The sequence below is a fragment of the Brevinematia bacterium genome, from assembly GCA_039630355.1.
Taxonomy (GTDB): domain Bacteria; phylum Spirochaetota; class Brevinematia; order DTOW01; family DTOW01; genus SKYB106.
In genome coordinates this window covers 1-22,839 of sequence record JBCNVF010000044.1, presented here as the reverse complement: position 1 = coordinate 22,839, position 22,839 = coordinate 1, and the positions used below count along the sequence as shown (strand labels likewise).

17 protein-coding genes are annotated in these 22,839 nt (G+C 37.9%); 10 read left to right on the top strand and 7 right to left on the bottom strand.

The genetic code is table 11. The annotated features are described in order from the left end of the window. A partial coding sequence (locus tag ABDH28_03360; protein ID MEN2998058.1) for a lipid II flippase MurJ occupies nucleotides 1-582 on the bottom strand: 582 nt, incomplete at its 3' end. A gap of 349 nt (nucleotides 583-931) precedes the next feature. On the opposite strand from ABDH28_03360, the gene ABDH28_03355 reads away from it, so the two are divergent. The 5 genes from ABDH28_03355 to ABDH28_03335 all read left to right on the top strand — a co-directional run bounded on the left by ABDH28_03355 (nucleotide 932) and on the right by ABDH28_03335 (nucleotide 7,407). Further along, a complete protein-coding gene (locus ABDH28_03355; GenBank protein ID MEN2998057.1) occupies nucleotides 932-2,485 on the top strand; it encodes a transposase in 1,554 nt (517 codons plus the stop codon). A gap of 136 nt (nucleotides 2,486-2,621) precedes the next feature. Further along, nucleotides 2,622-4,481, top strand: coding sequence for a hypothetical protein (locus ABDH28_03350; protein ID MEN2998056.1), 1,860 nt, complete (start codon nucleotides 2,622-2,624; stop codon nucleotides 4,479-4,481). Nucleotides 4,482-4,499: 18 nt separating this feature from the next. Further along, nucleotides 4,500-5,339: a DUF6175 family protein gene (locus ABDH28_03345; GenBank protein MEN2998055.1), complete on the top strand. Its 840-nt coding sequence runs from the start codon at nucleotides 4,500-4,502 to the stop codon at nucleotides 5,337-5,339. Nucleotides 5,340-5,484: 145 nt separating this feature from the next. After that, nucleotides 5,485-5,994, top strand: a complete 510-nt coding sequence (locus ABDH28_03340) for an adenine phosphoribosyltransferase (GenBank protein MEN2998054.1) — start codon at nucleotides 5,485-5,487, stop codon at nucleotides 5,992-5,994. 129 nt (nucleotides 5,995-6,123) lie between these two features. Continuing rightward, nucleotides 6,124-7,407, top strand: coding sequence for a PP2C family protein-serine/threonine phosphatase (locus tag ABDH28_03335; protein ID MEN2998053.1), 1,284 nt, complete (start codon nucleotides 6,124-6,126; stop codon nucleotides 7,405-7,407). 10 nt (nucleotides 7,408-7,417) lie between these two features. Here ABDH28_03335 and ABDH28_03330 read toward each other — a convergent pair whose 3' ends face one another. Both ABDH28_03330 and thrC read right to left on the bottom strand, forming a co-directional pair. Then, nucleotides 7,418-8,023, bottom strand: a complete 606-nt coding sequence (locus ABDH28_03330; GenBank protein ID MEN2998052.1) for an energy transducer TonB — start codon at nucleotides 8,021-8,023, stop codon at nucleotides 7,418-7,420. A 1-nt stretch (nucleotide 8,024) separates the two neighbouring features. Beyond that, on the bottom strand, nucleotides 8,025-9,074 hold the full coding sequence (gene thrC / locus ABDH28_03325; GenBank protein MEN2998051.1) for a threonine synthase: 1,050 nt from the start codon (nucleotides 9,072-9,074) through the stop codon (nucleotides 8,025-8,027). 446 nt (nucleotides 9,075-9,520) lie between these two features. On the opposite strand from thrC, the gene mtaB reads away from it, so the two are divergent. Beyond that, complete coding sequence (gene mtaB / locus ABDH28_03320; protein ID MEN2998050.1) at nucleotides 9,521-10,804, top strand: tRNA (N(6)-L-threonylcarbamoyladenosine(37)-C(2))-methylthiotransferase MtaB; 1,284 nt, start codon at nucleotides 9,521-9,523, stop codon at nucleotides 10,802-10,804. Nucleotides 10,805-10,807: 3 nt separating this feature from the next. Here mtaB and ABDH28_03315 read toward each other — a convergent pair whose 3' ends face one another. Further along, nucleotides 10,808-13,252, bottom strand: a complete 2,445-nt coding sequence (locus tag ABDH28_03315; protein ID MEN2998049.1) for a DNA translocase FtsK — start codon at nucleotides 13,250-13,252, stop codon at nucleotides 10,808-10,810. Between the two features lie 440 nt (nucleotides 13,253-13,692). Here ABDH28_03315 and ABDH28_03310 point away from each other — a divergent pair, with 440 nt between their 5' ends. Both ABDH28_03310 and ABDH28_03305 read left to right on the top strand, forming a co-directional pair. Continuing rightward, a complete protein-coding gene (locus ABDH28_03310) occupies nucleotides 13,693-14,907 on the top strand; it encodes a pyridoxal phosphate-dependent aminotransferase family protein (protein ID MEN2998048.1) in 1,215 nt (404 codons plus the stop codon). 3 nt (nucleotides 14,908-14,910) lie between these two features. Further along, nucleotides 14,911-15,255 (top strand): 6-carboxytetrahydropterin synthase, encoded by a 345-nt coding sequence (locus ABDH28_03305; protein MEN2998047.1) that lies wholly within the window; start codon nucleotides 14,911-14,913, stop codon nucleotides 15,253-15,255. Between the two features lies 1 nt (nucleotide 15,256). Here ABDH28_03305 and ABDH28_03300 read toward each other — a convergent pair whose 3' ends face one another. Beyond that, the gene (locus ABDH28_03300) at nucleotides 15,257-16,240 is read right to left on the bottom strand and encodes a hypothetical protein (protein ID MEN2998046.1); all 984 of its coding nucleotides are present in this window, start codon (nucleotides 16,238-16,240) and stop codon (nucleotides 15,257-15,259) included. Between the two features lie 144 nt (nucleotides 16,241-16,384). Between ABDH28_03300 and ABDH28_03295 the strand changes: the two genes are divergently transcribed. Next, on the top strand, nucleotides 16,385-17,401 hold the full coding sequence (locus ABDH28_03295; GenBank protein ID MEN2998045.1) for an FAD:protein FMN transferase: 1,017 nt from the start codon (nucleotides 16,385-16,387) through the stop codon (nucleotides 17,399-17,401). Between the two features lies 1 nt (nucleotide 17,402). On the opposite strand, the gene ABDH28_03290 is transcribed toward ABDH28_03295, so the two are convergent. Then, a complete protein-coding gene (locus ABDH28_03290; GenBank protein MEN2998044.1) occupies nucleotides 17,403-19,313 on the bottom strand; it encodes a hypothetical protein in 1,911 nt (636 codons plus the stop codon). A 349-nt stretch (nucleotides 19,314-19,662) separates the two neighbouring features. On the opposite strand from ABDH28_03290, the gene ABDH28_03285 reads away from it, so the two are divergent. Then, entirely contained in the window at nucleotides 19,663-21,303 is a 1,641-nt protein-coding gene (locus ABDH28_03285; GenBank protein MEN2998043.1) for a glutamate synthase-related protein, read from the top strand. A gap of 44 nt (nucleotides 21,304-21,347) precedes the next feature. On the opposite strand, the gene ABDH28_03280 is transcribed toward ABDH28_03285, so the two are convergent. Further along, nucleotides 21,348-22,388 (bottom strand): ATP-dependent 6-phosphofructokinase, encoded by a 1,041-nt coding sequence (locus tag ABDH28_03280; protein ID MEN2998042.1) that lies wholly within the window; start codon nucleotides 22,386-22,388, stop codon nucleotides 21,348-21,350. Nucleotides 22,389-22,839: the final 451 nt, after the last annotated feature.

The window sequence follows — 22,839 nt, the reverse complement described above, 5'->3', positions numbered from 1 at the left end:
TAGCAACATTCCCAGGGTGCCTACAACTACAGCCCAAGAGAGGATATATATTCCAAGATGGTTAAGTAGTAGTATAGTAGCTATGGTTAACACATTTGCTACCACTGGTGCATAGGCAAAGCTGAAAAAACTACCATATTTTGCTATGCGTATTGATGCTAGAAATGATTGAGTAGAGATTAGAACTACAGAAAGTGACATTATCATTATTGAGTTTGCACTTTCTAGGACTTTACTTTCTCTAAACCCTGGAAGGATAGCCTTTGCTAATGGGTATGCTGTCAAATAGAGTCCTAGGGATAAGGTTGATGATAAAGCAAACACGAAAACAAATGACTTTACCAAAAAAGGTTTTACACTACTGGGGGACTCTTCTTTTATCTTCTTGTATAGGGGTATGAGAATATTGTTTATTGCTCCCTCTCCCACGAATATTCTAAAGGTATTTATGATCTGGAAAGCTCCCCAAAAAGTATCTGCTAGGCCAAAATAGAAGTTTACAAATATATTCTTGAAAAGTCCCAAAATTCTTGAGAAAAAAGTTCCCGAAGCATTTACAAACACACCTCTAAGCGATAACATAAAGGTTTATTTTAAATTCTTACCTGCCTTAGTTCCAAGAAAAATGATAGATTCCCAATAAATTCCGAAATTTGACAGCTAGATATGGTTTTTTGTTTTTTCGCACTCTTTGTTGAAACTGAGTGAATACACTTCTTGATAAGTGTCTAAAAGGAGTGATGCAAAGTAAAGCTTTGTGACTGATGAAAACCAAAGAATAAGTAAGAAAAGTCTAGGGTCTTGCTTACTTGCCTAATGGAAATTGGAATTTATTGATTGGCTGAAGAGAGTTTTGACAACTATTGCATTCAGTGCTTAAAATACATTTAGGATTTCAATATCTGATTGTTATGGAGCCTAGTTTGGAGTGATGGAAGAATTAAATGGGGGACAGTTTAAATTCATTAAGGTTAGGGTAAGGGACTTTACATCTTGTCATGATGCTGTTACAGTATTGTGCAGTGATAGTCTGGTTTCTTTTCTTTCAAGTGAACTGAAGGGATTTGTTAGTAGGGAAAGTGTAGAGGAATTTGTTCGTATTTCTGAGTCTTATTCTGTTAGTGGTATTGGAGAAGCTTTGGAGATCAGTGAAAAGGCGAAAACTTTTCCAAAGCTTCCTAACGCTGTTCTAGGTAATATTGAGAGGATAGATAGGTTGCTTAGGAACATAAAAATTTGCACCATTGCTGATAATGTAGAGATTGTTCTTACTGAAATGGCAAAAAAGCTTGTGAAACTTAGATATATCATTTCTCTTCATCTTGGTAGTAGAGTGAAATATTGCGAAATTAAGAAACATTGTGTTGAGAATTCCCTTTATGGGGTTGGTTTTGAGCTTAGTAAGATTGAAGAAAGTAAGAGAAAGTTATCATTCTTTGTTTTTGGTGAGAAAGGAAACCTTGGGGGTATATCTTTACCTAGCTTGGACTACAAAATTATGTGTGGAAACCCTTTGTTGGAAGTGGAAAAGAAGTTTCTTGATGAAGGGATTTTGAGAGAGATTGAACAGCTTAAGCTAAAGTATTCTTGTGAAACCGATAGTGAAGTGAGGAAATTTATAGGTGAAGATGTAAAGAAAAGAATTTGCCAAGTTACGGGTGGGTGTGGTGATTTTGACTTTGAGATTTACTTTTCGGAAGTGTTTCATAGGGAAATGATACATCTGGACTTATTTTATGTAACTTGGAAAACTGCTAGAGTTTCCAAAACAGTAAATAGCGGTAGAGGAGACGAAGATGTTGAGGAAGTTATTGTTTTGAGTGACCAAGAACGAGAGTGTATTTCAAGGATAATATCTGAAAGAATAAGGATGAAAGGGTATAAGGTTGTCGTTTACAATGTTTTGGAAAGTAGTGTTCATTTGCTAGTTGCTTGTAAGGAGGAGGATCTTCATAGGGTAATTGGAGATATAAAGGGTTACAGTTCTTATATGTTTCACAGGTATTGCGGTAGTTCTTATGATTCTGGAATGATTAGGGAACGAGGTTTAGGTGTTTTTTCTAACACTGAGGCTCTTGGCAATTTACAGTATGTTTCATCTAACGGGGTAAAAAAGATAGTTAGATTGTGGAGCAAAAAGTATAGGAAGACTCGTGTGAATAGTGAGAGTGAAGCTAAAGAGGTAGTGGGTTATATAGACACTCTAAATTTTAGGTATGGTTTGAAACAGGTAGTAACTGATGAGGTTAGGAGTTGTTTAAGTAGTTATGAAGATGTAGTGAAGCCTTATTTGGTTCGGGGGTTTGACATAGTTGTTGGTGTTTTGTCAAAAGATGAGCTTAAGAGGTTGCTGGTAGAGTGTGGGGCTTTTAGCAAAGGTAGTGGTTCGTTTCAAGAGGATGAGGTGATTTCGAATTTTTTCTCTAGAATTAGTAAGGTTTTGAGTAGAAGGGGTGTTTTTGCTTTTCTTTTGGTTGATGGGTAGTTTTTGTGCTACTAGTTAGGTTTGGTGGGTTTGTGTAGGGAGTTTAGTAGGTATATTGAAGATAGCTTTTTGTTGGCTTTGTCAAGTTTGAAATGTGATTATTTTAGTATTATAATACTAAAGTAAGAGGTGGTGTATGTATAGATTCTTGTTGTTAGTTTTGGTCACGGTGATTTTCCTATCATTCAGTGATTCTGTTTTTCCTAGAACAGGTGCGAGATTAGATTCGCTTAGAGAGTCAGCAAGTTCTAGAGCAGATTTTGATAGAGCTGAAAGTAGGATTAAGGACTATGATGCTGATCCTACTCTTGTGATGAGACCTTATGAGGAGTTAAAAGCAGAGATAAAGGAGAACATACTCAGTATAGGTGTTTTTGGAGCTAAGAAGAAGAAAATAGTTATATACATTTGGGATTTTGAAAACAGAAGTGGGTACAGGGTAGGAGCTAGCAAGATAAAGGATGATATTTCTGTAATTCTTCTTGAGACGGGGCGTTTTAGGTTAGTTGAGGATTCTATAGTTGAAGTAGCTATGAAGGAGATGAACTTATCTGCTACAGGTTTTATAGATCAGAATAACATTAAGGAGCTTGGTAAAAGGCTTGGGATAGAGTATATGATGTTTGGGACAATAAACAATAACCCTCTTGCGGGTGGGGAACCGAATATATCAATAGTGCTTAAGCTTATAGATGTTGAGACTACCCAGATAGTTTGGGCTTATGAGGTGGGAATGAATCGTAGGAATTTCAAAACTAGTGTGGATGCTGTTATTGAGGAGGGGATTCTTAAGAATGAAAACTCTTTTGCCAAGGAGTGGGATAAGATCAATGAGGATGCTATAAGAAATTATGGTAAGCCGATAACTTCAATTTCGGTGTTTTTTATAAACACTGGTAAGGGTATAGATGACAGTGCTGTAGTGGATAAGATGATAAGTGCTTTGGTTCAGGCTAAAATACCTGGTGTTAAAGTTATAGACAGAGCTAATTTGAGTAGGATTATAGAGCAAATAAAGAAGGAAGGATATGAGGAGAGTGCATTTTTTAGAACGAAGAAAGAGTTTGGGAAGTTTTACAGTGTGGATTCGTTCTTGTATGGTGTTATTACTAAAGAGCCAGCGACGGGGAAAGTGCAACTTAACCTCAAACTTGGTTTAGTTGAGAGTGTTACAGCTGATTGGGGGAGAGTGTTCTTTTCGCAACTAACTCCAGCTGAGAGAGAGTCTATAGGTAAAGTGCAACAGAGAGAGTTTTCTGAAGGTGTTTCAAAAACTGTTGGAACTATAACTGGTGCTGTGGGGGAGTTTTTAGGATTTATTCTTTCTGCCCCTGGGGTAGGAATGACCGTGGATTTTGGATGGCTTGGAGGTTTTACGACTCCAGGTATGACGCTAAAGGAGAACTACAATGGGTATGACATATTCGAAGATCAAATTCTGTTAGCTTGCTTTAATGCTACAATAGAATTCTTTAGAATAAGGTTTTGGAAAGGGTGGTATTTAGAAAGTGGAATTAAAGTATGGGCAGGATTTTATGCAGGAGAGGAAGATGATTATTACTACGATGCTTCATTGGTATCCGCGGAGTTTAATGGTTTTGTGCCGTCACTGGGTATAAGGTATGTTAATTTATTGTCGGAAGATGAAAGATTCTTTTTTAAAGCATCAATTCTACCTTTAGTAGAGGGAATATCTGTAATATCCTCAAAGGTTGATTACTATTACTATTCCTACTATGGAAGGGTTGATGAGAGTGTTTCGCGCCAGATACCAAGTGGTAATTACTCTTCTCCTCTTAATTGGCCTTTTGAGTTTGAGGTGGGAGTAATGTTTGAAGATATGCCCTTTTATTGGACGGTGATATTAGGGTTATGGTTTCCTGATAGGAGTGATACTAGCAGTGTTTTTGAATGGGAATTCGGTATTAATATTAGAGTTCCTGTTGTCTGGTGGCATCCCTTTTCGTTACTTTATGATAAGTATCTTTATGACTAGAGTGTTTGGGAGTTGCCGATGAGAAGAACGTTAATGACTTCTTTCATATTCTGTCTTTTGGGTTCGATGGCTTTCCCTTCGGATCTTACAAAAGCCCTAAAGTTTGTTGTTATTCCTGAGAAAGGGTATGAAAAGGATGAGTATACTTTACTATCTGTAAGTTCTATAAACGAAGGCCTTTCCGAGCTATCCATTGAGTATGTTGAGAATGAAGTTGTTGCAAAACTGAGGAAGAAGATGGAGAAGATTTATGAAGAGAAGAAGGGTGAGGGTATGACTCTTTCGCAACTTTTAGCTACTGAGGTAGGGGGAAATGTGTATGTTGAGGTGTCAGTAAAAGTTGAAGAGAAGAAAATGGAGACTCTTAAGAAAGCATATCAGGATGTTCCTGCTGTTGATATCAAGCAGGTTTTTATAAGAATAACCCTGAGTGCCTATGATGCTTCTACTGGTAGGGGACTTGGGAAAACGATTCTTTCAACGAATGCTCCTGTTGCAGGTAATACTTCTGAAAGAGTTGAGAGGTTAATTTCCAAGATGTCTGAAGATGGATTGAAGGAGATCATGAAGAAAGTGAACAAATACCTAGAGGGTGGAGAACTTGTGTCTGTGAAGGTTATGGGTGTTAAAGATATTTCCACCGAAAGAGAAATTTCAACATCGATAAGTACTATTCCGTCTGTGAAGATGAAGAAAAGAAAAAGTATGTCAGATGGTTATGTGGAGTATGAGGTTGTGGTAAAGGGTTCAATTGGTGAATTTGTGGATGATCTGAGGGATTGTTTGGAAACAGTGTCTGGGGTAGGGAAGCTAGATATAACGATGTCCCAGAACTTGATAATTGTGAAGATAAGGTGATGTTGGTTTTTGAAATTTTGGTTCAGATGGAAGTTACTTGGAGCGGGTTTTGTAGTGGTAAGGTGAGTTTTTCTTTTGAAGTTTTGTCCATGTGAAATTGAAACAAAGGTGATGAGAGCTATATCATTTCTTGTGGAGGAGAGTTATGGATTATAAAAAGTTTATAAGAGATGTTCCAGATTTTCCTATCAAAGGAATAATATTTAGGGATTTGACTACTTTGTTTAAGGAGGGAAAGGTTTTTAAGAGTGCTGTTAATGACCTTTACAACCTTATAAAGGATCTAGAGATTAACAAGATTGTTTCTCCTGAAGCTAGGGGTTTTATTTTTGGTTCTTTGCTAGCGTATTTGAAGGGATGTGGTTTTGTGCCTGTTAGAAAGGAAGGTAAGCTTCCTTATAGGACTGTATCCTATAGTTACTCTCTTGAGTATGGAAGTGCTGTATTGGAAATGCATGAAGATGGAATCTCTAAGGGTGATAAAGTTTTAATAGTTGATGATCTTCTGGCAACAGGTGGCACTGCTAAAGCGATTATGGATATGGTAAAACAGCTTGGTGGTGAGGTTGTAGGAGCAGGATTTTTAGTTGAGCTTTCGGCTCTTAAAGGAAGAGAGTTTCTTGGAATACCAGTGTATTCGGTTGTGGTTTACTAGTTAATGCTACTTTTTAGGCTTCTTCTGTCAAGATATACAAGAGTAGCGGTGTTTTCTATTTATTCCATTGTATTCTTGTTATTGTTTTTTCTTTTACCTTCTCTTTCGCCTTTGTTCTTTATACTTTATGTGGTAGGAATTGTGGTATTTGTTGCTTTTCTCAATTTATTTCTCTCGGTAGGAAAAAATGTTTTCTCAAGTTTTGTTAACGATGTACTTACCAAAATGTATGATTTCCCAAAGTTGAAGGATTTTTCCCAGATAGTAAAGGAAGTTTTCGGTATAGTAGGGCTGGAGCATAGTAGTCTGTTTGTATTTGTTGATATGGGTAAAGGTAATTATGAACTGCTGGGTGGTAACAAAACGAATGTCAAGATGTTAGAGATAGGTAAGAGGGATTTTACGCTATCGGATTTCATAGAGACTTCTAAAGTTAGGGTGCCATTTGTTGATTTGAAAAACACTACTCTTCTTCCGCAGAGTGTTTTTGAGGATACCAAAGGTGTGATGAGAAGTCTGGGTGCAAATCTGATGGTACCTATCTACTCTCCAAATTTTGAAGTTTTGGGGTTGGTGTTTTTTAGTTGCACTAAGCCTAGGCTTAAGAAGCTGTTTTATCTCTCACAGCTTTTGAACATAGTGGGAATAATGTTTAAGGCTCTAAATGAAGCTGAGAGGAAAAAAGCATTTGAGGAGGATATAAGGATTGCTTCTCAGATTCAAGAAAAATTGGTGCCAACAAAGTATACTACTAACCGCTGGTTTGAATCTTACGGCATTTATATTCCTGCCTATAACATAGGTGGTGATTATCTTGATCTTATAGAGAGGAGGAATAATTTCTTTTTTGCGATAGGTGATGTTTCTGGTAAGGGGGTTTCTGCAGGGTTGGTTTCTATTATGGTCAAAGCAATGCTTAATAGTGCCGATGTAAGTCTAAGTTCGTTTCTGAGAGTAGCCAAAAATATAAATCGTAATATTTATAGGTGGTTTTACGATGAGGAAAGTATACTAACATTTCTTACATTGTTTTTTGCGTGTTATACGCCAAGCACTAGAAAATTGCATTATGTTAATGCTGGACATGTGCCTTGTGTTCTTCTAAGAGGAAGTGAGACTATATTGTTGCACTCTACTTCCAGACCACTAGGGTTGTTTGAGAGTATTGACATAAGAAAGGAAAGCGTTGAAATAGGTAAGGGTGATGTGCTTATGCTTTACACTGATGGACTTATTGAGCAGATAGATGAAAGAGGAAGGGAATTTGGTATAAGTAGACTAAAGGAGTTACTAAGCAGTATGAAGGACGAGAAACCTGTAGATATTGTAAATAGTTTGGTTAGGAGACTAAAGGATTTTTCTCAAGACAGGCTTAATGATGATGTATGCTTACTTGTTGTGAAATTTAAGTAAGTTGTATTGTCTATTTTAGAATAAAGTGCACAATGTAAGTTGTCTCAAATTCTACTGGTACATTTTGTTCATTTCTAGCAGGTTCAAATATAACACCTTTAACGTATTCTATTGCTGAGGAGTCAAGAGCATTGCTACCACTGCTTTTTATTACCCAGCAGTCTTTTACCTTGCCATTTGTTGATATTAGGATTCCTATAGTTACACTACCCTCTATCTTTTTCAGTCTTGCTGAAAAGGGATAGGTTATGTGAGGAGTGAACAATACTTTTGGGGGTATTATAAGACCGTGGGTTTTGGGGTGTATATCAGTTGATGTTTGCTGAGATTGTGGTTGGTTTTGATTTTTTTCGGTATTTGTGAGGGGAAGTTCGGATGGAGTAGGAGTATCAGAGAGGTTGATTTTGTCTTTTTGTGGGGAGCTTTTTACATATCTTAAGTCTGTGTTTTTAGTTCGCTTTTTGGGAAGGCTTTCAAAAACTACTTTTATATCTTCGTACTTTGCGTAGATTCTGATTTTTTCTTGTGGTTTTTGATGTAGGTGTAAGAAAGTTCCGACTATTCCTATGGTTAAAACTAGGTGTAGTAATGCGGAGATTAAAATATATCTAAGCATATTAGGATAGAAATTTTTTGACCTCTTCTATTGAGGGTTTTATTGTGAATGTTGGGGGTAGATTTGATATAGCAGTGTTTGGATCCTTTAGTCCGTTTCCTGTGGCGATTGCAACTACCAGTGCTCCTTTAGGGATGTCTCCACTTCCAACAAGTTTTATTAGCCCAGCTATTGAAGCTGCTGAGGCAGGTTCTATGAATAGTCCATCCTTTGAGGCTATTTTTTTGTAAGCTTCAATTATTTCTTCGTCAGTTACATCTATGATTTTACCTCCCGACTCATCTCTTGCCTGTTCTGCCTCTTTCCATCTTGCGGGGTTTCCTATTCTTATTGCGGTTGCTATGGTTTCTGGTTTTTCAAAAACTCTTCCGTAGACTATAGGTGCTGCTCCTCGTGCCTGAATTCCAAATAGCTTTGGAAGAGAGTTTATTTTCCCAGCTTCTTTATACTGCTTATATCCCATCCAGTAAGAAGTAATATTACCAGCGTTTCCAACAGGCATAACTTGAATATCTGGGGCTCTGCTTAGTACATCACAGATCTCAAATGCTGCTGTTTTTTGCCCTTCCAGCCTGTAAGGGTTTATAGAATTGACAATCTCAATTCCTAGCTTATCTGCCGATTCTCTTACTACGTTTAAAGCGTCATCAAAGTTTCCTTCCACTTCAAGCACTATTGAACCATATATCATCGCCTGTGCAAGCTTACCTAGAGCCACATATCCTTTAGGTATAAGCACTATTGACTTTATTCCGGCTCTTGCTGAGTAAGCTGCTGCAGAAGCAGAAGTATTACCAGTAGAAGCACATATTGTTGCTTTTACACCTTTCTCCACAGCTTTAGATATGGCAACAGTCATTCCCCTATCTTTGAAGGAGCCTGTAGGATTAAGACCTTCAAACTTTATAAATAAATCCACACCTAGTTCTTTACCAAGGTTTATTGCCCTTATAAGGGGAGTGTTCCCTTCTAGAATAGTTACAATTGGAGTTCTTTCAGTTATCATCGGAAGAAATTCTCTGTAATGCTTTATTACTCCTTCCCATTTCATACTCTCACCAAATTTCAAGTCTCTTTTGGTTTTGACTAAAATTTTCAGGAAAACATCCTTAAAACTTTCAACTTCTTAAGAAAGTTAAGTCATCCAGTCCCGGTAGGGACTGCGAGAGAGAGAAGAAGAAACTGCACCCAATTCTAAATTATAGTTTTTGTCGGAGAGTCAACGGTGAATTCCAATTTCCGTATGTGAGTGGATAAGATTCTAAGATTTTTGCTTGCTTACTTCCTTTGGTTTTGATAGTATTCGTCAGTCACAAAACTTTACTTCACACTAAGCCTTTTAGGTGCTTGTTGAAAAGAGTATTTGCCCAGTTCCGACAGGGACTGCGAGAATAGTAGGAAGGAAAAATGTATCCTAGTTATAGATTTTGGGATTTATTGCCAAACTGACTGAAGAATTGTAGTTTTTGTGGAAAAACTTTTACAATACTATGTGTTATGAAGTTTTGCATTGTTACTCACGGTTGTAAGCTTAACCAGTTTGAGAGTTCTGCGATAGAGAGCAAGCTCAGTAGGATTGGTTTAGAATACATTGAGGACCCTAGAAGTGCAGATATTGTTATATTTAATTCTTGTAGTGTTACTAACAATGCTGATAGGAAGGCTAGGAAGTTTATAAGACAGGTTTCAAGGCTTAAGGGGGAGAGGGATGTTGTTTTTATTGTTACAGGATGTTTTGTACAGGAAGGAAACGAAGAGGGGGATTTTTCAGGTGTTGACCTATTGGTAAGTAACAAGGATAAGTATAGGATTCCTGATGTTGTTAAGGGGTTTGTTGAGGGGAAGGGGTTAAGTTTGGAGAATGCGGTAACTAGGGAAAACGGTAGATTTGAATTTGAGCCAGATTCATTTCTTGGCAGGACCAGAGCTTTTCTTAAAATTCAGGATGGGTGTGATAGGGTATGTTCTTTCTGTAGAGTTCCATTTGCTAGAGGAAGGAGTGTTTCACTTGAATATGACGAGGTTATAAGAAGATTTAAGAGACTTCTTGATCTTGGGTATAGGGAGATAGTTATAACTGGTGTTAATATAACAAGCTACTACTGGAATGGTTATGGACTTAAGGATCTAGTGAAAGCTATGGTAAGTGTAGAAGGTGATTTTAGGGTTAGGCTTTCTTCAATAATGCCTGATGAGTTTGATGTAGGAATTTTGGAGTTTGTTAGGGAAGGTAAGCTAGCACCTCATTTGCATCTGTCAATGCAAAGTGGTTCTGATCGCATAATAAGGAAGATGAGGAGAGATTATACTTCTTCTGATCTTGTAAGGATTTCAGAGATAGCAAGAAAATACTATGAAGGGTTTGGACTTACTGGTGATGTAATTGTAGGTTTTCCAGGAGAGACTGAGGATGACTTTAGGCAGACTGTTGAAGTTGTCAAAAGGGTGGGTTTTTTCAGGTTACATATTTTTCCGTTTTCTTTGCGCAGGGGGACTGTTGCTAGTGTTATGCCTGAGCAGGTTTGCTATGAGGTGAAGAAGGAGAGGGAGAAAGTTTTGTTTGATGTGGTAAAGGAGATCTCTTTTGATTTTAGAAAGAAGTTTCTAGGTAAGGAGGTTAGGGTATTGCCTGAGGAGTTTTGTGATGGTGGGGTTTATGGGTATGCGGATAACTACCTCAGGGTTTTCTCAAAAAGTGCTTCTTTCAGGAAGGGAGAGTTTTGCTACATTAGAGTAAAAGAGCTTGATAGGGAAGATATTGCTACTGTTGTTGGTGAATGAAAATTAGCTTATTTTTTCTAGGTAAGATTCGTCTACCAATATTTCTCGGGGTTTACTTCCTTGTTGTGGGCCGACTATTCCTTCCTCTTCCATTCGTTCTATCATCCTTGCTGCACGGTTGTATCCTATTCTGAGTCTTCTCTGAAGATAGGATGCTGAGGCTTTTTTCTCTAAGATTACAATCTTTACTGCTTCGTTATATAGTTCATCTGAAAACTCTTCGTCGCTAAAGTTATCGGTTTCTTCTTCGTAGTTATTTCCTACTTCAAGTAGTGATGGGAGATCTATGTAATTCGGGGAATCTTGTTTTATTAGGTAATCAACGGTTCTCTCCACTTCCTCGTTAGATATAAAGCATCCTTGCACTCTTATTAGAGTGGGATGTGTTGGGCTCATGAAGAGAAGATCTCCTTTCCCTAAAAGTTTTTCAGCGCCTATTGTGTCAAGTATCGTTCTTGAGTCAACTTTAGAGGCAACCCTGAATGCGACTCTTGCCGGAAAATTGGCTTTTATTAAACCCGTTACTACATCTACTGAAGGCCTTTGGGTTGCAATGATCAGGTGTATTCCTACAGCTCTTGACATAGCTGCAAGCCTTGTTATGTAGTCTTCTGTTTCCTTGGGTGATGTCATCATAAGGTCTGCGTATTCATCAATTATTAGAACTATATAGGGAAGTTTCTCTTTGTTGCTTTCACCAAGTTTGTTTACTTTGTTATTGTAGTGGTGGATGTCTCTACACCCTAGTGATTCTAGCCTTTTGTATCTATACTGCATTTCTTCTACGAGCCATTCTAGAACGGTTTTAGCGAGGTTTGGGGTTGTTATTACTGGTGAGAGTAGATGAGGAATGCTGTTGTAGGATTTTAGTTCAACTATTTTCAGGTCTATCATTATAAGTTTCAGTTCATCTGGTCCTCTTGCATACAGTAGTCCGGCGATTATTGAGTTTACATAAACGCTTTTGCCTGAACCTGTTGAGCCTGCTATTAGAAGATGGGGCATTTGAGTTAAGTCTTCAACGATGGGTTTGCCGTGGATATCTACTCCTATCACAAGTGGAAGTTTTACTTTGCTGTCCCTATACTCTCTTGATTCAATAACTTCCCTTATTTTTACGGTTTTTCTCACTTTGTTTGGTATTTCTATACCTATGACTGACTTTCCATGAATTGGGTAGACTATTCTTACTCTGGATGTTGCGAGATTTAGGGCAAGGTTATCAGAGATATTCACTATTTTGGCAATCTTAGTGCCCGGCTTAGGCCTAACTTCATACATAGTAACAACAGGGCCTCTTATCACTCCTTCAATCACTGCATCTATTTTGAATTCTGAGAAAGTGTTTTGGATTATCCTTTTAGTCTCCTCTATCTCCTTAAGCTGTTCTGAGCCGTCAACTTCACTAAGTTCCGGTTTGTCAAGTAATTCCACAGGGGGAGGATATTTACCAGAAAATACTTTGCCTTCAGAGTAGGTTGTGTTGGTTTTTCTTTCAGGTTGGGTAGTATCACCTTCTTCGTAATCGGTATATTCAGCTGTTTCTTCAACACTCTTTGATTCATTTATGATTTCAACATCTCTTACGGTATGACTTTTAAAGTCCTCTTCAGAAAGTTTCTTCTGAGAGTCCTCTTTTACGAATGTTTCTGAGTTTCTGGATGAGGTAGCGAAAATATCCATATGCCTTGTTCTGGATGGTTGGTAGGATGAACTGCTGTGGTGAATATCTGATTCAGTGTCTAGGTCTATTTCTGTTATCTCTATGAACTTTTTGCTAAAATTCGGCTCTGTTTCGGAGTTTCTAGGTCTTGATTCGTATGGGTGATCAAATTTTCTATCTCCAGAGGCTGAAGAGGAAACGTTGAAGTTGCTTTCTCTCTTTCTATTTGAGAACTCAGGATATTCGTTATTTTCAGAATATTCAAAAAGAGATTTTATGAACAGAAAGATCTTTTGGAGCGATAGTAAAAGCGCTGTTAGGCCAAGATTGATGATCTTAGATGAAGTTTTATAGGATGTTAGAATTAAGAAAATACCAAAGATTAGAATTAGAAAGGATATAGCGTATCCCAGGTAGTTTCCAACTGAGTTTACTAGAAAGCCTGCAACATCGTAAGTTAGCACTCCTATTATGTGTGGTGGGTATTGTAGATTGCTGATTCCGTATATTCCTAACCAGCCTAAAGTGGATAGCTCGCACCCTAAGAGGTTTTTGAAAAAGTAGTAGAATGGTTTTTTAAAAAGCAGGGGGAGAAATGTTAGTGACAGTGCTAATGCAAGGATTTCTACATTGTTCTCGCCTCCAAGCACTCGGAGTGTATAGATAAACCTCCTGAGAAGGAAAGAGAAAACATTATCTAGTGTTAGGATGGAGGGATAGTATTTGTAGGATGCAATAGCAACGATGAAGAAGAGTATTAAGGTTCCTCCAACAGTTCTTCTCATCTTCAGTAGTATATTTTAACCTCTTATAGGTTGTGATGTCCAATTTTTTAGGTTTTTTCTGACAAATTCCAGTTTCTACTGATGAGCAAAAAAAGATTCTAAAATTTTTGCTCACTCTTACTCATACACTTTGGTTCTAGATAGTCTTCTTCGGTAACAAAACTTTACTTCGTGCTGGGCCTCTCTCGGGTGCTATCAAGAAAGGTATTTGTTCAATCTTGACGGGGTTATGGAAAAGTAAAGAAAAGTTACACTTAATCACTAGTTGGAGTTTATTGAGTTTTTTCAATAAGATTCTTTGTCGGTTTAGCGTTTGGGGTTTGCTTAGTGGGGATTGAGCTTTGTGTAGTTTTCCGAAGAAGTTGAATGCTGGGTGAGTATGTTATAGAATATTAGGTGTTAGGATGTTGATCTGGGAAAGGTTTTGGTAGGGGGTGAATATGTCTAAGGATTTGGAGACTCATAGAAAGAATGATGAGTTATATAGAAGGATAATTAGTTACAGAGAGGTAGATGAAGCAAAGGCGGTTGGACTTTATCCATACTTTAGGCCTATTGAGTCTTCGCAGGATACTGAGGTGTTTATAAATGGTAAGAAATACCTTATGTTAGGGTCTAACGCTTATTTGGGTTTGACTACTGATCCGAGGGTGATAGAGTCAGCTGTTGAGGCAATAAGAAAGTATGGTACTGGGAATGCTGGTTCTAGGTTTTTAAATGGGACGCTTAAGATACATGAAGAGCTTGAGCAAAAGCTTGCTAAGTTTGTCAACAAAGAGTCTGCGTTGTTGACTAGCACGGGGTATATGGCAAATTTGGTTGCGATAGCCGGACTTTTAGGGCCTGGTGATGCCGTAATAACAGATAAACTGGATCATGCTTCTATAATAGATGCTTGCAGGATGTCTGGAGCTAAGATGTATAGGTTTGCGCATAATAATATTGATCACCTGAGAAGAGTTCTTGAGAAGGTTGAAGAGAAGGCAAAACTGGTGGTGGTTGATGGAGTATTTAGTATGGAAGGAGACATTGCTGATCTACCTAATATTGTAAAGGTGTGTAAGGAATATGGGGCTTGGATAATGGTGGATGATGCACATGGTATGGGAGTTTTGGGTGGCAAGTATGGGCAGGGAACGGTGCATCATTTCGGTCTTGATGATGAGGTAGACATAATAATGTCAACTTTTAGCAAAAGTTTTGCATCAATAGGAGGCTTTGTAGCAGGTAGTGAGAGGTTGATAAACTACCTAAAGCATAAGGCAAGAGCACTTATATTTAGTGCTAGTCCAACTCCAGCAACTGTTGCAACTGTAAGCAAAGCAATTGATATAATTTACGAAGAGCCTGAAAGGATAGAAAGATTGTGGAAAATAACCCATAAGATGATGAAGGCTTTCAAGGAGTTAGGGTTTGATACGGGCACTTCCTGTACTCCGATAATTCCCCTAAAGATAAATAACTTTGAGAAGACACTAAAGTTCTGGAGAGCTCTCTCAGATGATGGGATATTTGTAAACCCTGTATTGCCTCCGGCGGTACCTCCTTCGGAAACGATAATAAGAACTAGTTATATGGCAACACATAAAGATGAGCAGTTGGATTGGGCTTTAACTATATTTGAAAAGCATGGGAAGGCGTTGGGTATAATCTAAAACATGGGGAAATGGATAGTATCAAAAAGCATAGAGATTGACGCCTCTCATGTTGTAGAAGGGTATGATGGTCCTTGCTCAAAACTACACGGACATCGCTGGAGGATAGAGGTATCGGTTCTGTCCGAAAGTCTGGATAGCATAGGAATAGGGGTAGATTTCTCTTACCTTAAGAAGGTTCTGGAAGATCTTAACCTTGATCACCAACACCTAAACAACCTTATATCTCCTGCAACCGCAGAGTGCTTAGCGAAATATGTTTTTGATGAGATCAAAGGAAGAGGACTGAAGGTGTTGAAAGTAACAGTTTGGGAAACACCATCAAATAAGATAGAGTATTTTGAGTAGTCTAAAATGGCAATTCAAGAACGTTATTTCCTTTTAGAAACACTGTTTTGTTCTGATCTCTGTAATAGGCTCTGCTATGAGAGATGAAGTTAAAGTCCACATCGTTAATTTTAGCAACTCTCTCTATGATCTCAAGCCACCTTTCAAGGTTACCAGTGACATCTATTTCCAGATTTTTTTTAGACTCTGGTGAGGTTAAGAACTCTCTATCAGCAACTTTGATCCATCTGCCTTGTCGTAGATAGCCTATTTCTTTAACTCTGTTGCTCTTTTCTAGTCCGCTTCTCCTAAATATCTTATGGTGGTATTCAGAGTTGTTGAAAAGTAAAATATTTTTTCCAAGAGTCAAAGCTTCGTATACTGTCATTCCAAATGAGGTTACAATGGTATTAGAGGAAGCTAGAATGTTGTAGAATTCACTCTTGCTCTCATCAAATACCTCTATGCCCTTGGAGTTACAGATTCTTTCTATTTCCCTCTTGTTTGTAAAGGCTTTTCCTATAAAAACACAGCATGTTTTGTTTCCAAAAAGAGATGAGAAATTTTCTAGGACAAAGGTGGTTAAATTATTCGGGTCCTCGCCACCGAAGGTTATTAAGATATCAAATGTGTTTTTTGTTTTCAGTTCCAGTAATTTAGGGTTTAGTATTAGGTAGTTGGTTCCTTTGAAATTGGGCGGGGGACCGTATGTCTTTATGTAGGGTAGAGATAGAACTGACACAATTGTTGGCTTTCGTGTTTCCAAGTCATCAAGAGAGATTACTAGTTTTTGCTTTGATATTAGTTCAGCTACTAACCTTTTGTTTGCTTCCCTAAGGTCTAAGATGATGATTTTACACTTGTTCAATGTGTGGCTATTGATGTTCTCAAGGGTAGATAGGTTAGATACTATGCCTCTAGAGTTGAGATAGTTGTTAAGAACTTGCATTCTTCTGTAATGTCCAAGTCCAAATCCTTTGCCTACTTCTGCAAGAAGTAGCACCATTTAGCAACCTCCTGACTCACCAAAACAGATATATTCTAATGGTGCTATTTCTCAAGATACCAGAGAAAGTTAGTTTTAGGGATTAAAGTTTTTCGTTTTTGTTTGTTGAAATCAAATCGTCTTGGTTGTAATAATAACTTGTGTATGTATAGGCTATTTATAGCACTTTTGTTTTTGGTAATACTCGGTTCTAGGTCCTTTTCTCAACTACTTACTGAGGTTTATACAACATATGAGAATATTCCTATCATAGTTAAGTTATATGTCACAAGTTATGAAGATGGAAGAGAGATCTCAAGGAAGTTGTTTCAAATCATAACGAATGAGATATTCAATTTTTCATACAGGGATGGAAGTTACGTAAGAGAGATTACGGAGAAGTGTTATAAGAGGTTTGTGAAGATGAATAAGGATCTAAGCACCATACTTGGTAGGGTACTTTATTATCATTCGCTTACAAAGGCAGTGAGTCCGACGTTGGGATACTTGGTGGATCTGTGGGGGTTTGAAACGGGAAGGTTTTATGTTCCTTCTCCTGTTGAGCTGTCAAATGCTTTAAAGGTATCTTCTTTGAAGAATTTAGTGATTTCAGGAGATAGTGTGATGCTGAGGAACAAGCAGACGAAGTTTTACCTAACTCCATTTTCGGTTGGAGTAGCTTTGTTGAAGGTTAAAGATTTTTTGAAGAAGAGTAATGTGACAAATGCTTTTGTTGCTGTAGGCAACAACTTTTCGCTATGTGTTGGAACTAAGGATCAATCTGGTTGGACGGTAGGGATAAGTAATCCAAAAAATAGAACAGAGAATGAAACATTGCTGACGGTTAGTGTATCAAATTCTTCAGTGTATACCGCGAGTATTTCCGAGAATTCCTTCATAGAAGGCTTTAAGATATACCATTCGGTTTTAGATCCTAAAACTGGATATCCTGCGGATAACGGGACGGTATCTGTGTCTGTAGTGGATGATGACCCTTTGGATGCGGTAATTCTGGCTAGGGCTCTTTTGGTTTTGGGTAAAGATGCGGGGTTGAAGTTTGCCGAGAGGAGGAATATAAAGGCGTTGTTTGTGACAGCGGAGGGTGGTAGTGTGAAAATGTATAAAACTTCAAAGTGGATAAAAGCATATGATAGAGATACAACAAAGAAACCCAAAAGTTAGGTTATCTTTTCCTGACTTTGTAGAAGTTAGTTCCTCCCTTGGATCTAACTGTTACATTGAAATTCTTTTTTATGTAGTCTTCAATGATTTTCCTTTTGCTTATGTTCCACATGTTGTCTCCTTCTCTGACTACTACAACACTATCGTCAAGTAATTTAAGTTTATTTCCGGGATAGACCCAGTCGGGATCTTCCCACTTTTGCGGGTTTCTGTAGGTAAGAGGTTTATAGCCGTTTATTACCGCAACTTTGTTCACATAAACCCATATATCGTAGTCTGTTATTGTTATACCTAGCTCTTTCTGGACTTCAGTAAGCTCAGGTTCGTAGATGTTCTCTAGGTTAGAGATGATGTGAGTGAGTTTTTGTTCTTCCTTAGTGAGAGGTCCTGAGAGATAGGAGGTTATTTCGTCTTTAAAGATTAGGAGGACTCCTCCTACAAGTAGGATTATAACTCCTAGAGAGATAAGTAGATATTTCAGATCAATACCTAGGAACTTTCTACTTTTTGCTGATCTAGAACGAGAAATTTCTTCTTGATAGCTTTTGCGTAGTGTTTTTTTTGTAGTTAGGCTTTCAGAGGATACCTTCTGAGCAAATTCTCTTATTTCTTTTTCTTTTTGGGTTCCTTCAAGTTTTTCGCTTTTAACCAGTATTTCAAGCTTTTCTGAGTAGGGTAATTTGGAGATCTCTGTATAGATACTGATGAGTTCTTCTAATCTTTTTCTGTCATTTGCTATCCTTAGCTTGTCGGATTCAAAGTCTTTTTCTATGTCGGATATAGTTATTCTCTTGTTGAAGATCTCCTTTATTGTGTCTTTTATCTTGTTAAATTCTTCGTGAAAGTCTCTTTCTTCGGGGTCTTTAAGAAGAAGATCTGTTGAAAAGTAGGTTAGCTTATGCTTAGAGAAGTTTTCAAGTAGCATATATTCTAGGTTATCAAGTTGGATTTTGTTTTTAGATTCGGTTTTTCCGAACACAAGAACTTTCTCCTTACCGTCTCTATCAACAAGTGGGATGTAATACTTATTTTCCGAGGATACTATGTTTACATTGCTTATGATATTTATTTTTTCACTTACTTCAACAAATCTTATTCCTAGAGTGAATTTTTTGAAATCTTCGTAAGTGCTTTTGTTTGTAAGGATCTTTAATCTACTTCTGTCGTAGATAAGTCTTACAGTATCTATTAGTGAAATAACATCGTTACCAATGAGGGTTTTGACGCTGGTTATAGGTATTGGGTATTTAATAAATTCTCTGGTATCAAACTCATCGGTGGCTATTAGAGTTTCTCCTTTTTTGCTTCTTATGATGTAGTTGCCTCCTACTTTTATTATAGCGTTGTTTGGTAGAATGTCGTATAACTTTGCTGAAAGGAGATTTAGTATTTTTGAGCTAGTAAGATCATTGACTATAGCAGAGAAAAGGTCAAATATCTTTCTACCGCTGAAAGTAACGGCAAAATTTCCATCACTGTAGAGAAGAACATAGCTTTTATACTTTTCGCTTATTTCCTTAATAACCTTACTGGCTTCTTTCTCTTCTTCAGCTTTGTCAATTACATTTACATTTACCTTGTGGTGAAGGGTTGAGGGTAAGAATTTAAGGATTACATTATATATGCTACTGGGAACTATAAAGTTGGTTTCAAATTCGTCTGATTCTATTTGTTTTATCTCTTCGCTGATGGATGACAGGTAGCCTACAGCGATTATTACATTACTTATGTGTTGCTTGAATTTTTCTATGTAATTGGAATAACCTATTCTTATAAAGGGTTTTTCGTCTAGTGCCGAGAAGCCTGTGAAGATAATGTAACAGTCTCTATCAACCCTGAAAACTCTTTTGTTAGGTTCTCTGTTATAATACTGTATTAACTCAATAAATTTTTTTACTCTCTCTCCATCCATATTTTAGCCTCGCATGAGTAAATTATAAACAAGTTCATAATTTGTGTGAAAAATAATTCTGGAAGTTACTGATAAGTTCCAAGATTCACAATTAGTAGGTGTTTTTTACTTTTCTCGCAGTCCCTGTCGGGACTGGGTAAATACTCTTTTTGATAAGCTACCAAGAGGCTGGTATGGAATAAAGTTTTGAGAGTGATAAGTGCTACCTAGGAACGAAGAAGTAAGTAAACGAAAAGTTAAATTCGGTTTATTTTACCTATAAGTTGGAATTTATTGAAGGTTGATGTATTAACTAGACAGTGAAAGTCAAGGTTTTTTATACTTTCCGAAAACGTTCTGGGGGGTGTATATGTTGGAGTGGCCGAAGACAAATGATGCTTTAGGAACAACTAATAGAGGTGTGCCTGCTGAGTCAGGGTTGTGTACCCTTTGTAGGGCTGATTGTCAAGGCAAGTGTGAGACTTGGCTTGCAGGATTAGTGGGTAGGAAGCTTCTTTATCCCAGAGATTTTGGGATGGTGACAGCTGGTGCTGATAATACTTCTCCGATTGGTGTGAACTACAATGCTATCAGAATAATGGGGTATGTTTATGGTGCTAAGGGGTTACCAAAGGGTCTTAGTGATTCTCCGGATGACTGCATTTTCCCTAATGTTAGTGTTGAGACTGAATTTGGTAACAAGGTAAAAACTAAGTCTAGGGTTCCGATAATGACTGGTGCTTTGGGATCTACTTTCATTGCTGCTAAGTATTGGGACTCTTTCGCAATAGGTGCTGCATTGGTTGGATTTCCGATAGTTGTGGGTGAGAACGTTGTGGGTGTTGACAGACAGGCAAAGCTTAACGGTAAGGTGCAGGAGGCACCAGAGCTGGATAGAAGGATACAGACTTACTTGAGGTATTTTGACGGGACTTATGGTGCTATATTGGTTCAGATGAATGTTGAAGATAGTAGAAATGGTGTTGCGGAGTATGTTATCGACAAGTATGGAGATAAGGTTGTTATAGAGCTCAAGTGGGGACAAGGAGCGAAGGATATTGGAGGTGAGATTCAGGTAAAAGATCTGGATTATGCTCTTCTTTTGAGAAAAAGGGGGTATATTGTTGATCCTGATCCTAATTTACCTGAGGTGCAGGAGGCTTTCAAAGCTGGGGCAATAAAGGCATTTGCTAGACATAGTAGGCTTGGGTATACGGATATGAGTTCTCCTGAAGAGGTGTATGAGAACTTTATGAAGACAGTGAGACGGCTTAGGAAACTTGGGTTTAAGAGGATAACTTTAAAAACAGGAGCTTATGATGTTGCTTCATTAGCGCTGGCAATAAAGTGTGCAACTGATGCCGGATTGGATCTACTCACTATTGACGGTGCTGGTGGTGGAACGGGTATGAGCCCATGGAATATGATGCAGCAATGGGGAATTCCTTCACTTTTATTGCACGCAAAAGCCTATGAGTATGCAATGATACTCGCATCAAAAGGTAAGAAGGTTGTTGATCTGTCTTTTGCTGGCGGATTTGCAAGAGAAGATCATGTTTTCAAGGCTTTGGCTCTTGGATCTCCATTTGTTAAGATTGTATGTATGGGTAGAGCTTCAATGATACCAGCGTTTGTTGGTTCAAATATTGAGGGTGTTTTGAGACCAGAAAACAAGGCTAAGGTTAATGGTAACTGGGATAGCTTACCAAAAACCGTTACTGACATTGGTGCAAAGCCTGAGGAGATATTTGCAGGGTATTACGAAGTTGAGAAGAAGGTTGGTAAGAGTGAGATGAAAAATATTCCTTTCGGAGCAATTGCTATCTGGACATGGGCTGATAAAATTGCAGCAGGGTTACAACAACTAATGGCAGGTGCTAGGAAGTTTTCTATCAAAGAGATTAGTAGAGACGACATTGCAGCAGCAAACAGGGAAACAGAGAGAGAGACGGGACTTAAATTCATAACTGATGCTTATGATGAGTTAGCAAAGAGAATTCTTAACATGTAATTCTAGTCAGGGGCGTTTTGCCCCTTTTTGATTTATAGTTTTAACTAAAGTATACTCTTCAGTTCGTCTATTACCTTCTTGGGAACGACTTTAAGTTCTTGAACAGCTTCTTCAAGAGGCACAGCTACAATTTCTGTTCCTCTTAGTGCTACCATCTTGCCCCATTCTTTTCTTAGCACCAATTCGCCGACATTTATACCAAATCTTAGAGATAGGATTCTATCAAAAGCAGTTGGTGCTCCTCCTCTTTGCAAGTGTCCTAAAACTACGTATCTCGTTTCAATTCCTGTTGTATCCTCTATATATTTTGCAAGTTGTTTTGCGATACCACCAAGTCTTACATGACCGAATTCATCAGTTTTGGCATCCTCAAAAACAAAGTTTTGGACCCCGCCTGTGTCCAATATTGCTCCTTCGGATACTGCTATTATCGTATATAGTTCACCCTTTTCTTTTCTCTTTTTGACAAATTCTGCAACTTCTGTTATTTTTGTTACTTCTTCGGGAAGTAGAACCATATGTGCTCCTCCTGCTATTCCTGCCCATAGAGTTATCCATCCTGCGTGTCTTCCCATTATCTCAACAACCATTATTCTCCTGTGGGACTTTGCTGTTGTGTGAAGCTTATCAATGGCATCCATAGCAATGTTTACTGCAGTGTCAAATCCGAATGTGTAATCTGTGACATTTAAATCGTTGTCAATAGTTTTTGGTGCACCCACAACAGGAAAACCATCTTTAGCAAGCTTGTTTGCTGCACCTAGTGTGTCTTCACCACCTATCGCTATAAGAGCATCTAGCTCTAATTCCTTAAAGCTTTGGTGGACTTTCTTTACAGTTTCTTCATTTTTGTAGGGGTTAGTTCTGGAAGAACCAATTATTGTTCCACCTTCTCTGTGAATGTCTTTGACATCCTCATCTTTCAATACTGTATACTTCTTCTCAATCAGTCCCCTCCACCCTTCAAGCAAACCTAAGATCTCAACATCTGGGAGATCTTTTTTTATCCTAAAATACGCTCCCATGATGACACCGTTTAGTCCGGGAGCATCTCCTCCACCCGTAAGTATTCCTATTCTCTTCATACTTACCTCCTTAAAAGGTAGCTAAATTTTAATCAAGAGAAGCTTTTAAATTCCATTTATGTTTTAGCTAGGACAATAAATTTCCATTAGGAAGTAAGATTCTAGACTTTTTGCTTACTTTTTTGCTTATAATTGTTCTTAGACAGCGTTCACTAGTTACAAGATTTCACTTCATACTAAGCTTCTTAGGTACCTGTAAAAAAAGTGGTAGTTAAGTTGGGAGTAAGAAAGAGAAATTACACCCGATTGTGAATTTTAGACTTTATTGAGTATAGTTGTATATAATTTTGGACGGAGGGTGATATGAGGGGGTTTAGATTAGGTTTTGCCTTCAAAAGTTCTATTTTACTTTCTCTGATGATACTTGCAGTAATTATCCCTTCAGTGTTCTTTGTTATTAGCTACTTCTACGGTAAGACTCAAACTCTTGTGGAGAATGCCTTGAAATTAG